13 protein-coding genes and 3 tRNA genes are annotated in these 13,420 nt (G+C 59.4%); 6 read left to right on the forward strand and 10 right to left on the reverse strand.

Annotation, left to right across the window (positions count from 1 at the left end):
• Nucleotides 1–74: 74 nt before the first annotated feature.
• From tuf to AC1D35_RS03135, 3 genes are all read right to left on the reverse strand, one after another.
• Nucleotides 75–1,250: an elongation factor Tu gene (tuf, locus tag AC1D35_RS03125; RefSeq protein WP_113510738.1), complete on the reverse strand. Its 1,176-nt coding sequence runs from the start codon at nt 1,248–1,250 to the stop codon at nt 75–77.
• A 351-nt stretch (nt 1,251–1,601) separates the two neighbouring features.
• A tRNA-Gly gene (locus tag AC1D35_RS03130) sits at nt 1,602–1,675 on the reverse strand.
• A 24-nt stretch (nt 1,676–1,699) separates the two neighbouring features.
• Nucleotides 1,700–1,784 (reverse strand) — tRNA-Tyr (locus tag AC1D35_RS03135).
• A gap of 203 nt (nt 1,785–1,987) precedes the next feature.
• Here AC1D35_RS03135 and rlmB point away from each other — a divergent pair.
• The 3 genes from rlmB to AC1D35_RS03150 all read left to right on the forward strand — a co-directional run bounded on the left by rlmB (nt 1,988) and on the right by AC1D35_RS03150 (nt 3,414).
• Entirely contained in the window at nt 1,988–2,878 is an 891-nt protein-coding gene (rlmB, locus tag AC1D35_RS03140) for a 23S rRNA (guanosine(2251)-2'-O)-methyltransferase RlmB (protein ID WP_113301278.1), read from the forward strand.
• 173 nt (nt 2,879–3,051) lie between these two features.
• Nucleotides 3,052–3,210 (forward strand): hypothetical protein, encoded by a 159-nt coding sequence (locus AC1D35_RS03145; RefSeq protein WP_477832728.1) that lies wholly within the window; start codon nt 3,052–3,054, stop codon nt 3,208–3,210.
• Between the two features lie 60 nt (nt 3,211–3,270).
• Entirely contained in the window at nt 3,271–3,414 is a 144-nt protein-coding gene (locus AC1D35_RS03150) for a hypothetical protein (protein ID WP_162748577.1), read from the forward strand.
• A gap of 18 nt (nt 3,415–3,432) precedes the next feature.
• Here AC1D35_RS03150 and AC1D35_RS03155 read toward each other — a convergent pair whose 3' ends face one another.
• The 4 genes from AC1D35_RS03155 to AC1D35_RS03170 form a co-directional block, all read right to left on the reverse strand.
• Nucleotides 3,433–3,966 carry a TetR/AcrR family transcriptional regulator gene (locus tag AC1D35_RS03155; RefSeq protein ID WP_477832729.1) on the reverse strand — a complete coding sequence of 178 codons (534 nt, stop codon included), beginning with the start codon at nt 3,964–3,966 and terminating at the stop codon, nt 3,433–3,435.
• Between the two features lie 74 nt (nt 3,967–4,040).
• Complete coding sequence (locus AC1D35_RS03160) at nt 4,041–4,547, reverse strand: DinB family protein (protein ID WP_113310788.1); 507 nt, start codon at nt 4,545–4,547, stop codon at nt 4,041–4,043.
• 195 nt (nt 4,548–4,742) lie between these two features.
• Nucleotides 4,743–5,069: a hypothetical protein gene (locus AC1D35_RS03165; protein ID WP_113310785.1), complete on the reverse strand. Its 327-nt coding sequence runs from the start codon at nt 5,067–5,069 to the stop codon at nt 4,743–4,745.
• Between the two features lie 105 nt (nt 5,070–5,174).
• Nucleotides 5,175–5,250: transfer RNA gene (locus tag AC1D35_RS03170), tRNA-Thr, on the reverse strand.
• Nucleotides 5,251–5,488: 238 nt separating this feature from the next.
• On the opposite strand from AC1D35_RS03170, the gene AC1D35_RS03175 reads away from it, so the two are divergent.
• Genes AC1D35_RS03175 through AC1D35_RS03185 form a run of 3 tightly spaced genes read left to right on the forward strand, consistent with a single transcriptional unit; the run spans nt 5,489 to nt 7,834 of the window.
• The gene (locus tag AC1D35_RS03175) at nt 5,489–6,262 is read left to right on the forward strand and encodes an NAD kinase (RefSeq protein ID WP_113301275.1); all 774 of its coding nucleotides are present in this window, start codon (nt 5,489–5,491) and stop codon (nt 6,260–6,262) included.
• A 4-nt stretch (nt 6,263–6,266) separates the two neighbouring features.
• Nucleotides 6,267–6,785, forward strand: coding sequence for a hypothetical protein (locus tag AC1D35_RS03180; RefSeq protein ID WP_113310784.1), 519 nt, complete (start codon nt 6,267–6,269; stop codon nt 6,783–6,785).
• A 29-nt stretch (nt 6,786–6,814) separates the two neighbouring features.
• The gene (locus AC1D35_RS03185) at nt 6,815–7,834 is read left to right on the forward strand and encodes an alpha/beta hydrolase family protein (RefSeq protein ID WP_113310783.1); all 1,020 of its coding nucleotides are present in this window, start codon (nt 6,815–6,817) and stop codon (nt 7,832–7,834) included.
• A 52-nt stretch (nt 7,835–7,886) separates the two neighbouring features.
• Here the strand turns inward: AC1D35_RS03185 and prfB are convergent.
• From prfB to AC1D35_RS03200, 3 genes are all read right to left on the reverse strand, one after another.
• Nucleotides 7,887–9,018 (reverse strand): peptide chain release factor 2 gene (gene prfB, locus AC1D35_RS03190; protein WP_162747266.1). Its coding sequence is split into 2 segments (ribosomal slippage): nt 7,887–8,948 and nt 8,950–9,018, totalling 1,131 coding nucleotides; the frame shifts between segments, so codons are not numbered across the junction.
• Between the two features lie 120 nt (nt 9,019–9,138).
• On the reverse strand, nt 9,139–11,598 hold the full coding sequence (locus AC1D35_RS03195; protein WP_113310782.1) for a penicillin-binding protein 1A: 2,460 nt from the start codon (nt 11,596–11,598) through the stop codon (nt 9,139–9,141).
• A 306-nt stretch (nt 11,599–11,904) separates the two neighbouring features.
• On the reverse strand, nt 11,905–13,086 hold the full coding sequence (locus AC1D35_RS03200; protein WP_477938218.1) for an N-acetylmuramoyl-L-alanine amidase: 1,182 nt from the start codon (nt 13,084–13,086) through the stop codon (nt 11,905–11,907).
• Between the last annotated feature and the right edge of the window lie 334 nt (nt 13,087–13,420).

The raw sequence follows: 13,420 nt of genomic DNA on the forward strand, positions 1-13,420 counted from the left end.
AAGCAAGCGGCCAGCGCCGCTTGCATCATAATAATGTCATCGAATCGGCTGCCCCACCGGAGCAGCCGAATGAATTACTCGACGATCGAAGCGACGATGCCTGCACCGACGGTACGGCCGCCTTCGCGGATAGCGAAGCGAAGCTTTTCTTCCATCGCGATCGGAACGATCAGCTCGACGTCAACGGTGACGTTGTCGCCAGGCATGACCATTTCCGTGCCTTCCGGAAGCGTCACGATGCCCGTAACGTCCGTCGTGCGGAAGTAGAACTGCGGACGGTAGTTCGTGAAGAACGGCGTATGACGGCCGCCTTCTTCCTTCGTCAGGATGTAGGCTTCGGCCTTGAACTTCTTGTGCGGCTTGACAGAGCCCGGCTTGCACAGGATCTGGCCACGCTCGACGCCGTCACGGTTCACACCGCGAACCAGAGCGCCGATGTTGTCGCCAGCCTGGCCCTGATCGAGCAGCTTGCGGAACATTTCAACGCCGGTAACCGTCGTCTTCGACGTCGCACGAATGCCGACGATCTCGACTTCTTCGCCAACCTTGACGATGCCACGCTCGACGCGGCCGGTCACAACCGTACCACGGCCCGAGATCGAGAACACGTCTTCGATCGGCATCAGGAACGGCTGGTCGATCGGACGCTCAGGCGTCGGGATGTAGGCGTCGACAGCAGCCATCAGCTCGCGGATCGCGTCTTCACCGATCTTCTTGTCAGAATCTTCAAGAGCAGCAAGCGCCGAACCCTTGACGACCGGGATGTCGTCGCCCGGGAAGTCGTAGGACGACAGAAGTTCGCGAACTTCGAGCTCGACGAGCTCAAGCAGTTCAGCGTCGTCAACCTGGTCGACCTTGTTGAGGAACACGACGATCGCCGGAACGCCAACCTGGCGGGCGAGCAGGATGTGCTCGCGCGTCTGCGGCATCGGGCCGTCAGCAGCAGAGCAGACCAGGATCGCGCCGTCCATCTGCGCAGCACCGGTGATCATGTTCTTGACATAGTCGGCGTGGCCGGGGCAGTCGACGTGCGCGTAGTGGCGGGCCGGCGTCTCATACTCGACGTGAGCCGTCGAAATGGTGATGCCGCGTGCCTTTTCTTCCGGTGCAGCGTCGATCTGGTCATACGCCTTGAACTCACCGAAATACTTCGTGATCGCTGCCGTCAGAGACGTCTTGCCGTGGTCAACGTGGCCGATCGTGCCGATGTTGACGTGCGGCTTGTTGCGCTCAAACTTACTCTTTGCCATTTGAATGCTTCCTGTGGACGTAAAATGGGTGACCCCGGCGAACCGGTTTAGTGCCGCCGTTTAAGGCTTTCGGCGAAATTGCGCAAGACTTAATTGCAGACGCCATTCTTCGCGTGTGAGCGCATATGGGAGCTAATTCGCAACCCGCAAGACGATTCGCCTGTGCCCTCCCCAAAACATCTGAAATTCCAGACAAAATCGACAGAAGGCCTGGGCTCGCGCTTCAGCCAAGCCCAGAGGCAGCTGCGATTTTTGCAATCGCCGCGCAAGCATCACATAGTGCTGGCGACACAGCACCTTCCGCCTCGAACGCAACGCGCTAAAACAAGTCTTCGATAGTGGGGATCAAGCTGGAGCGGGTAGCGGGAATCGAACCCGCGTATTCAGCTTGGAAGGCTGCTGCTCTACCATTGAGCTATACCCGCGGGGTGGTCCGATCCAATGACGAATGGTGGAGAGAGTTGGATTTGAACCAACGTAGGCTGAGCCAACGGATTTACAGTCCGTCCCCTTTAACCACTCGGGCATCTCTCCAGTTTTTCGTCCGGATCGTGAGACCAAGTTCGTCAGACTTTGAAGCATTGCCGCCCCGTCGTCTGCGCCGCGTATATGACCGGAGCATTTCAGTCTGTCAACACGAAGACAATGGAAAAGACAGGAAAAATTTCATCGCCTGTTGAAAGCCGGCGTAAGAAAGAAGGTCTATGCGGAAACAGGCGCCATCGTTATAAAGCCGCATGAGCAAAGATAAGAAATCCGGCGACACGCCCATCACTGACAAGTCCGCAAAGGACACGCATTACGCAACGCTGCGACGCGCGCATCGCGACGGCAAGCGCGAACGCGGTGAAATCCCGACGCCGGCGCCGCAGAAGCGCAAGCGTGGCGGGGACGACTGGAAGCCGCCGGCGATGGCCCCCGACCAGGTCTTCCTTTACGGCCTTCATACCGTTCGCGCCGCGCTCGAAAATCCGGAGCGCAAGAAGATCAAGCTATCGGTCACGCAGAACGCGCTTGCGCGATTGGAGATCGATCCCGAGACGATCGGCATTCCCGTCGAAATGGTTTCGCCACAGGATATCGACAAGGTGCTCGGCCCCGAAGCAATCCATCAGGGCGTGATGCTGGAAACAAGCCCCCTGCCCGTCCGAAGGCTGGAAGCGCTGAAGGACAGTCCGCTGCTTCTCGTGCTCGATCAGGTGACCGATCCCCACAATGTCGGCGCCATCATGCGCTCGGCCGTCGCCTTCAATGCAGGCGCAGTTATCACCACCCAGAGACATAGCCCGACCGAATCGGGCGTACTTGCCAAATCGGCTTCCGGCGCGCTGGAACTCATACCTTATATACAGATCACCAATCTCTCGGATGCGCTCGGCGAATTGCACAAGCTCGGCTTCTTCACGATCGGGCTCGATTCGGAGGGACCGGCGCCACTGGAAGGCACGTTCTCAGGTGGCAGAATAGCGCTTGTGCTCGGCGCCGAAGGCAAGGGCCTGCGGCAGAAGACTCGGGAAACCGTCAGCGCGCTTGCCCGTCTCGATATGCCTGGCGCCATCAAATCGCTGAACGTATCGAATGCCGCGGCGATTGCGCTTTATGCGGCGGGGCTGCATCTAAAGGCATAGACCACAGCCTGCAGATCACTCTTAATATGTCGTGGACAGAGGCAAGGATCCCGCCATCGCGGTTGAACACCTCCTCCTCTGGTCCATATTCCGCGTTGGAAAGAGCTTGCTGGTCACTATTGTCGGCAACGCATTTTATCCCCTGGGGCACCGGACAAAAGGAAATCCGCATTATGGCATTTCGACCGCTGATCTTCGGTGTTCTCTTCATTGCGGTCTTCGTCATGGTCATTTTGAGCATCATGTGGGTGGACAAGTCTCACCCGATCCGCCAGCCGGATCCGCTGGCGCCGTCGACGACGCCAGCAAGCCCACCTCCGTCAGCGCAATAGCCGATCCGGAACCCGCAAAGCCGTCAGACGTTTAATCCCGCAAGACAAACAGGGATTTAAATGTTCATGCGCCTGATGATTGCTGTCGTTGCCATTATGATTGCCTCGGTGCTCAGCCTCGCGATGATGTCTCCGTCCGGCGCCGGACAGACGGGCAACGGCACGAAGATCGCATCAAGTGTGAACGCACCCGAGCAGAAGTGAACCTGACGTCAAATCTCCTCAACGGACGAGACGCCGGACGTTTTCCGCGATATTGCCGAGTAGCCGCGCACGGTCAGCGCCATTTTCGCCGACACCGTCCTGATTTACGACACCATGAAGGGCGTTGAACAGGAACATGGCGGTGAATGCCGGGTCCGCCAGCGGCCAAGCCCCTTCGCGGTCGCCTGCTGCAAGGAGTTCCGCGAGATCATCTATCAGGATGTTGCTTGTCAGGCCTTCGCGGCTCGGCGGCGGAGCAACAGCAAAGACAAGGTTGTGAAGGGGCGATGCGTTCAGGTAGCCCTCGGCGCAGGCTTTTGCCCAGGCTGTCAACTTGCCGTTCCAGTCGCTTACACCCTGTTTACCCACTTCTTCCACGATGCCGTTCAGGAGATTTTGAACGAAGCGGGTCCGCAATGCTTCGATAACATCCGCCTTCGAGGAGAAGTGAAGGTAGAAGGCTCCCTTCGAGACGGCAGCGCCCTGGGTGATCTCCTCGATCGTCGTATGCTCAACCCCCTTGTCGAGAAAGAGGCGTTCGGCCGCAAGCATGAGCTCGTCCCGTCTTTCCTCAGCCGGTTTAGTCCTTGGCCTGCCGGCCACGCGTGGTGCCATCGGAAAATCCGTCAATGCCCGCGACGCTGAGGCTCCGCTCGATGAAGGTAGCCTGCGAAGACGTCCCGCATAGCAGTGTTTTCAATGTCAGGCAAAAGACGACCGGCCTCGCCACGGTGATAGCCGCTATGTGTAATCACATGGGCAAGCATCTCCTCCCGCGACATACGGCCCTGTCCGCCATCGGTGAAAGTGAAGTCGATCACCTCTTCCAGCTCGTCGGGCGTAAGCCGCAATACATAGTTCAGATACCATTCATCGGTTTGCCTGATCGCGGAGGCGAGATCGGCAAAGGCCGGCGGCTCCCTGCTCCAACTCGCCGTGTACCCGTGAAACTTCTTCTGCAGGTTGGCGGCGAAGATCCGGTCGACGATATGCGCGTGATTGAGGACGCGGAAAGCGGACAGCAGCTCCTCGGATGGCCCCCGATCGGAAAATGAGTCGAGAGCGTCCAGCAGTTCCTCATCGACGTTGGCCTTATACTGAAACAAGGAGGTCAAAAGCGTTTTTGCAGACATGGCGAACTCCATCGCGGCGGGCATCTGCCTTCTTCTATATTATTGACTGGTGGTCAGTCAATAATATCTGTCTGCTCGAAGCACCTAGTCTATGCGGCAGAATGCATGTTTACAGGCACAAAAAACCCGCCGCACGGTTGGACCTTTGCGACGGGATTTTGTTTAGGCCGGCAACCGCCCTTTGCTGATCAGCCGTCAGCTCCGGTAGAGCCAGTAGGGCCGATCATGATGGCGCCAGCGACGTTCGCGCCAACGTTCCTCTCCCCGCCACTCGCGACGCTCATAGCCCCAGGCCGGTCGCCAATAGCGGCGTTCACGCCAGTCTCGGCGATCCCGCCAATCGCGGCGATCCCGCCAATCGTCACGATCGCCCCAATCACGATCACCGCCGCGGACCTGAATCACATCGCTCTGGTGTGAGACTTCCGGACGGTTGAGAGGGACAGCCGCAGCCGGTGCTACGGCGGAAAACAGGGTACCTGCCGAAAGAGCAACGGCTAGGAGAAAATTGGCGACCTTCATGGCTCACTTCCTCGTTTCTGATGAAGCGAGAATGGCCGAGCGCACCTGAATTGCCGCTGAATCGACCCTTCAGTCTTTGTTCATGTCATGGAATGGTTGGAAAACTGGTGCCCCCGCCAGGGTTCGAACCCGGGACCCCCTGATTACAAATCAGGTGCTCTACCAACTGAGCTACAAGGGCAACGGCTGCGAAGTAGCAGATTCTGATCTTTTGTAAAGAAAATTTGCCTCTTTCGGGCAGTCGAAGAAGGCTATCCACAGCCGTTGTCGATCAGCGCTATGGTTGGGAAAGCCCGGTGGACTAAATCGCGGGCCGATCTATGGGTGATAAGATCATCCGAACTTCGCGCGCAACGCAAAACGTCTTGTCGTACAAGCCCTTTATCCTTTAGCTAGAGCAGCATAACAAAGGGCATTGCATGGGCAGGTCATTTCAGACGCTTTCTTTTATCGCTTCGCCGACGACCGAAGCGCTCGCCGCACGGGATGAGCTGATTCGTCTTTACGGCGATGTGCCCGCAAACGAGGCCGACGTCATCGTCGCACTCGGCGGCGATGGCTTCATGCTTCAGACGCTGCACAGCACGATGAACAGCGGCAAGCTCGTCTACGGTATGAATTGCGGATCAGTCGGCTTCCTGATGAATGACTACAAGACAGATGGCCTGCACGACCGCATCTGTTTCGCCGTCGAGAATGCCTTTCATCCGTTGAAAATGACGACGCGCAATGCCGACGGCAGCAATTCGTCCGCGCTTGCGATCAACGAGGTCTATCTTTTCCGGCAATCCTATCAGGCGGCGAAGCTCAGGGTGGAGATCGACGGGCACGTGCGGCTGGAGGAACTGATCTGCGATGGCTTGATGGTGGCAACGCCTGCGGGCTCTACCGCCTACAATCTTTCCGCTCACGGTCCGATCCTGCCGCTTGACGCCCCCCTGCTCGCCATGACGCCAGTCAGCGCCTTCCGTCCGCGACGCTGGCGCGGAGCGCTGCTTCCCAACCGCGTAACCGTCGACATCCACATATTGGAAGCCGAGAAGCGGCCGGTGAATGCCGTCGCCGACAATACGGAGATCAAATCCATACTGCATGTGCGCATCGCCCAATCCGAGGACATGACAGCACGCATCCTTTCCGATCCCGACCGCTCTTGGTCGGACCGGATTTTGGCAGAACAATTCGAGGATTGAAATAATGGCGATGCGGCAAGCATTTATGACGGCGTTCCTCGTAGCGGGATGGGCGATCGCCGCCGAGGCACAGACCGTTCACGACGATATCCTGCCGGCCTCGATCATCTTCGCGACCAGCACCGGCTATTGGGAAGACGACGGCAATTCGCTGCCGGTCGAGCGCGCGCCGACAACCACCCAGAGCGTCAGCACCGCTGATGCCAAGCCGCAGCAGCGGCGACACGGCTATTACAAGCTTTTCGCCGTGCGCCAGTCCGACAAGACCTCCAAGGTCTACCTGCAGCAGATCGCGCAGAGCGACGCCGGACCCGCCATCATCTCGACGGTCGAATTGCAGGAAATCAGCGACCTCAAGCCCTATGTCACAGATATCCGGCCCGAGAATTCGAGCGGCATCATCAAGGAGCCTGGCCTGTTCGCCACGGTCTATGTGAAGACCGACCCTAGCGCCGAATCCGATGGCTGGACCGTGCTGATCGACGAGTTCGGGGACATTACCGTGGAGAAGGCGACGAACTGAGTGTCACCGGACTGTTCGAGGCATAGGCCATGAAACTCGGCTTTCGCGAAGGCGTGCTTCACGACGAGACGCGGCCGGACTGGGACGCGATCGGCCCAAGACCGATCCGCTGGTCCCTATGGTATCCAGCAGCCGAGGGCTCGCTCGAAACCGAAATCCCGGGACGAAGCTGGTTCCGAAGGGTGGCAGTTGCCCGCGATGCCCCCCTTCAGCCAATGGCGAAGCCCTACCCGCTGGTCCTGCTGTCGCATGGCACCGGCGGATCGGCTGCCGGGCTGGAATGGCTTGCCAGCCGCCTGGTCAATCGAGGATTTATCGCGCTCGGCGTCAACCATCACGGCAATACCAGCGGCGAGCCCTATCGCGCCGAGGGTTTTGCCTGTCTCTGGGAGCGCGCGCCCGATCTAAGTCTCATGCTCGACCGCCGCGAGGACTGGCAGGGTGATCTTGCCGGGCATATCGATACCGATAGCGTGTTCGCCGCCGGATTTTCAGCGGGAGCCTATACGGTCATGCTGCTCCTCGGCGCTGTCGCGCAATTCTCGCAGTTCGAACAATCCAGGCTGAAGCCTGGAGGACCGCGCGGTCCGAGGGAGTTTCCTGACCTCGCCGATCATATTCCGTCGCTGCTTGGCACGAGCACGGCATTTCGCGATTCATGGTCGAGGATGTCGCAATCCTATCGCGATGACAGGATCAGAGCGGCATTGGTCTGCGCGCCGGGTCGATCGGTCCGAGGCTTCAGTGAAGACAGCCTGAAAGCCATTGATGGGCCTGCCCTCATTCTGGTCGGTGATGCCGACAACACGGCTCCGGTCGAAGAGTGTTCAAATTGGCTGCATGCACGACTTGATCGAAGCCTCCTCAGGATACTTCCGGGCGGGCTTGGGCATTATGTCTTCCTGCCGGAGGGCACGCCAATGGGACTTTCCTTCGCAGAACATCTCTTCACCGATCCGGCAGGCATAGAACGTGCTGATGTCCACGAGGAGATCGCCGAACTGTCAGGTGGGTTCTTTCACAGAACTGACATTCCAGTGGACACCTGAAAAAGAAAAGCCCCGTTTCCGGGGCCTTCTATCTCAGATCTGTCTTCACTGGTCAGTCGACATCGTCGACGACAGCGTCGGCTGCGCCGCTGATGCGGTGAGCAAGTGCGGCTTCCATGAACTCGTTCAAGTCGCCATCGAGCACGTCGTCAGGAGCCGTGCTCGCAACGCCGGTGCGCAGGTCTTTTACCAGCTGGTAGGGCTGCAGAACGTAGGAGCGGATCTGGTGGCCCCAGCCGATATCCGTCTTGGAAGCGGCTTCGGCGTTGGCGGCGTCCTCGCGCTTCTTCAACTCGGCTTCGTACATGCGGGCGCGCAGCATGTCCCAGGCCTTGGCGCGGTTCTTGTGCTGCGAACGCTCCTGTTGGCACTGCACGACGATGCCTGTCGGGATATGCGTGATGCGCACTGCCGAGTCGGTGGTGTTAACGTGCTGGCCGCCGGCGCCCGACGAACGGTAGGTGTCGATACGGCAGTCGCTTTCGTTGATCTCGATCTGGATCGAGTCGTCGACGACGGGATAGACCCAGATCGACGAGAAGGATGTGTGGCGGCGCGCATTGCTGTCGTAGGGCGAGATGCGCACGAGACGATGGACGCCCGATTCCGTCTTCAGCCAGCCATAGGCGTTATGGCCTTTTACCAGCAATGTGGCGGATTTGATGCCGGCTTCTTCCCCGTCATGCACTTCCATGAGCTCGACCTTGAAGCGCTGGCGCTCGGCCCAGCGGGTGTACATGCGCAGAAGCATGTTCGCCCAGTCCTGGCTTTCCGTGCCGCCCGCGCCGGAATGGACTTCCAGGTAGGTGTCGTTGCCATCAGCTTCGCCTGATAGCATGGCTTCGACCTGTCGGCGGGCTGCCTCGGCCTGCAGGCTTTTCAGCGCGGCCTCGGCTTCCTTGACGATGCTTTCGTCGCCTTCTTCTTCCCCGAGTTCAATGAGCTCGACATTGTCGGAAAGCTGCTGTTCCAGCGCCCTGACCCCATTGATGCCATCATCGAGCTGCTGACGCTCGCGCATCAGCTTCTGGGCTTCCTGTGCATCGTTCCAGAGGTTGGGATCCTCTGCCTTGTTGTTCAACCAGTCCAGTCGTCTTACCGCCTGGTCCCAGTCAAAGATGCCTCCTCAGCAGGGTGATAGCCTGCTTGGTTTCATCGACTATGTTCTGGATTTCCGCTCGCATTTTCCTGCTTCTTTGCTTCGGTATTCTGGGAATGCCGGGCTATTCTTTAAGGCTCGTGACATAGAGACGCCTGCCGCGGATGTAAAGAGCCGCGGCGGGCGCAACAAAAATCGGTGTCGATCAGAACAGGCCTGGCGTGTTGGTCTGAACCGCCTGGTTTGCCTGCGGCGACGTGCGCAGGATTTCCTCCGGCGCCATCGTGCCGTCCATGCCGATGACAGAGAGGCTGTCGGCCGGGCCGGTGCCTGGCTTGAAGGCTTCGATGATGGTGCCTGGATCGCCGTCGACAGCTGCCATGCCGGTCTTGCGGTTGATCGCGATCATGTTCATGCCGGCCGGGACCACGAATTTGGATTCCGGCATATCCTTGACGGCCGCCTGCATGAATTCGTTGAAGATCGGCGCCGAGAGAACACCACCCGTGCCGCCGCGGCCGAGCGGAGCCGGCGTATCGAAGCCCATGTAAAGGCCTGCGACCAGATCCGGCGTGAAGCCGACGAACCAGGCGTCCTTCTCATCGTTGGTCGTGCCAGTCTTGCCGGCAACGTCGCGGCCCGCCAGATCGACCTTGCCGGCCGCGGTACCACGCTGGATGACGCCCTGCATCATCGAGGTGATCTGGTAAGAGGTCATCGGATCGAGAACCTGCTCGCGGTTGTCGACGATGTTAGGCTCTTCCTGGCTCTGCCAGTCGCCCGCATTGCAGCCTTCGCAAAGACGTTCCTCGTGCCTGAAGATCGTCTTGCCGTAACGGTCCTGAATGCGGTCGATCAGCGTCGGCTTGATCTGCTTGCCGCCATTGGCGATGACCGAATAGGCCGAAACCATGCGCAGCACCGTCGTTTCACCCGAGCCGAGCGACATGGCGAGCAGCGGCGGCATCTTGTCGTAGATGCCGAAGCGTTCTGCATATTCCGCGACGATATTCATGCCGAGGTCATTAGCAAGGCGCACCGTCATCAGGTTGCGCGAATTCTCGATGCCGGAGCGCAGCGTCGAGGGACCGCTGACTTCGCCGCCGTAGTTTTCCGGCTTCCACACCTGACCGCCCGAAACGATCTCGATCGGCGCATCCATGATGACCGAGGCCGGCGTGTAGCCGTTGTCCATCGCGGCAGCATAAACGAAGGGCTTGAAGGAGGAGCCCGGCTGGCGCATCGCCTGAGTGGCGCGATTGAATTCCGACTGGGCATAGGAGAAGCCGCCGACCATGGCGAGAACGCGGCCGGTCTTCGGATCCATGGCGACGAGACCGCCCTGCACTTTCGGTGGCTGGCGCAGACGATAGGAGGTCGAGCCGTCACCGCCAAGGCGCTCGACATAAACGACATCGCCTGCCGTCACGACGCCGACCGGCGACCTTGTCGACTTGCGGTCGCCGGTGGCGGAGCGGAATGCCCACTGCATGTCCTTGGCGGCGATCGTGCCGCGCTCGCGCGCGGCCGCAACCTTGCCACCCCCATCCTTCGGCGGCTGGAGACCGATATCGACGGCCTCGTTGGACACGGCAAGCACGACGGCAAGGCGCCATTCCGGCACGTCGGAGAGAGCGGGAACTTCGGCGAGCGCCGGTCCCCAGTCCCCCGAGGCAGCGATCTGCTTGACCGGGCCGTGAAAACCCCGACGCTCGTCATAGGTGACCAAGCCGTCCTGCAGCGCCTTGCGGGCCTCGAGCTGCATCTGCGGATCGAGCGAGGTGCGCACCGAGAGACCGCCTTCATACAGCGTCTTCTCGCCGTACTGGTCGATGAGCTGGCGACGGACGGCTTCGGCGAAATAGTCGGAAGCAAAAAGAGACGGGCCGCTGGTGCGGGCAGTGACGCCGAGCGGCTGCTTCTTGGCGTCCTCGCCGTCGCTCTGGCTCACATAGCCATTCTCTACCATACGATCGATCACCCAGTTGCGGCGCTCGAGAGCGGCTTCCGGATGACGGAAGGGATGGTAGTTGGCCGGGCCCTTCGGCAACGAAGCGAGATAGGCGGATTCGGCGATCGTCAGTTCGGTGACCGACTTGTTGAAATAGGTGAGCGAGGCGCTGCCGATACCGTAGGAGTTCAGGCCAAAGAAGATCTCATTGAGATAGAGCTCGAGGATCTTGTCCTTGCTGTAGGCCTGCTCGATGCGAAAGGAAAGGATTGCTTCCTTGATCTTGCGGTCGATCGTCTGGTCCGAGGTCAGAAGGAAGTTCTTCGCCACCTGCTGGGTGATCGTCGAAGCACCGACCGGCCGGCGGCCTGAGCCGAAATTCTGCAGGTTGACGAGGATAGCGCGGCCGAGGCCCGTCAGGTCAACGCCAGGATGGTTGTAGAAATTCTTGTCTTCAGCCGAAAGGAAGGCCGCCTTCACGCGGTCCGGGATCGCCTGGATCGGCAGGAAAAGGCGCTTTTCCTTGGCGTATTCGGCCATGAGGGCACCGTTGCCGGCGTGAACACGGGTGGTGACCGGCGGCGCATAGCTGTTGAGCACCGCATAGTCAGGAAGATCCTTCGCGACATTGGCAAGATAGACGGCAATAACCGCCGCAGCGCCCAGGAAAAGGACACACGCTATCCCGAAGAAATATCCAAGAAGTCTAACCATATTTTCAGCTACCGGTATTTCTAATCATTAGATCGGCGCAGCCGCAACAATCGCACAGATCATGTCTCATTGCACGTTGCGCGGCTTACTCCATGAGCGTTGGCGCCACAAGGCGATTTCGTCTTAGACAGGTGCGAAACATATAGAGTGGAGTAACGGCGCGAATGTGAGCAAAATAGGGCTTACCCCGCCACTTTCGCCTTCCCTTCCGGCAAGAGGCCCGGTTTAGGGTGGTTGTTACTTACGGGCAACGCCTGGTTTAAAGCCTTTACCGTTCAGATTGAATCGTTCTGACCGGGATAGGCACTAACCACCGTTTGCCATCAGGCTGGTGCGGTAACGCTTCACTGCATCCGTCAGAAGATCGGTCATCTTCACTCGCCACGTATCGTCAAGCAAAAGCTTCTCGTCATCGACATTGGAGAGGAAGCCGAGTTCGAGCAGGATCGAGGGAACATCTGGCGCCTGCAGTACACGGAAGCCTGCGTGACGATGCGGATTATTGATCGTGCCGACCTGGTCCTTGAAGGAAGCGAGCACGCTTTCGGCGAGCGAGATCGAGAACGCCTGCGTCTCGCGCCGCGTCAGGTCGAGGAGGATATCAGCAACCTCGGGCGGCTCGGCGACCGTTTCCTTCCCGGCGATCTGGTCCGACAGGTTTTCGCGCTCAGCGAGATCGGCGGCGAGCTTGTCCGAAGCCTTGTCGGAAATCGTGTAGACGGTTGCGCCGCGAATGTCCTTCTGCTTCAGCGTATCGGCATGCAGCGAAATGAAGAGGCCCGCATGGTTCTGTCGGGCGATGAGCACGCGCTGCGAGAGCGACAGGAATTCGTCGTTGTCGCGCGTCAGAAAAGCCTTGATGCCCCGCTCCTTGTTCAGGCGGTCGGCGAGCGCCTTGGCGAAGGCTAGCGTCACCTGCTTTTCCTCGGTCTTCGTATCGACACCGATCGCGCCGGTATCGATGCCGCCATGGCCGGCATCGATGGCAATGACGAAATCTCCGGGTGCGGTCTTTTCCGGCTGGGGAATCGCACTTGTCGTCTGCGCTGCATCGGCCTGATCGGTCCAGGACTGCGTCTTCACCAACTCGGCGAACTTCTGTTTGTCGATCATCTCGGCATCGAGCACCAGCCGGTGGCCATTACCGCTCTCATCCATCTGCACCTTGGCCAGCGCGAGCTGGACCGGACGCGCCGCCGTCAGCACAATGCGGGCGCTGCCCTCGTCCATGGCGCCGTAGCGAATGTCCTTGAAGAGGCCACGCGCCTCAAGATCCTTGGCGGGGAAACCAAAGGCCGTTGCCGGCAGGTCAACGACGATACGCTCGGGATTGGCGATATAGTGGACGGAAAAACGCGGCTCACGGTCGAAATCGATAACGATGCGGGTTCTGGCGTCGTCGCCGACGATGCGTGCTCCGTAGGCCAGCAGGGGATCCTTCGTACCGGCTGCCGCGCCCGGGACCGCGCAAAATACTGCGAAGGCCAAAAGCCACGCCGTAAAACCAAGTTTGCGCCCTGCGGACAACTCCGCCGCGATCCGAGAACTCTTAAACAATAGCCCGCCACACCCTATTTATTATCGCGATGGAGCCACCACCGTTTCCGCGGACGCCCGCTGGAGGCGAGCGCGCACGCACCGACCACGACTCAGGATCGCCTATCCCCGAGGAGTTTATGCGATACGAAATCCATCAATATTATGGCACATTTGGCTTTTCCCTTGCTATTGTGACAGAGAAAACATACAACAAATTTTAGGGTAGAGGTGTTGACGGGATAGAGTCGCCGCGAGGCAGCCAGCCACTACGGACCTGGCGCCA

It is taken from the genome of Rhizobium sp. P1_E6, from assembly GCF_056405875.1.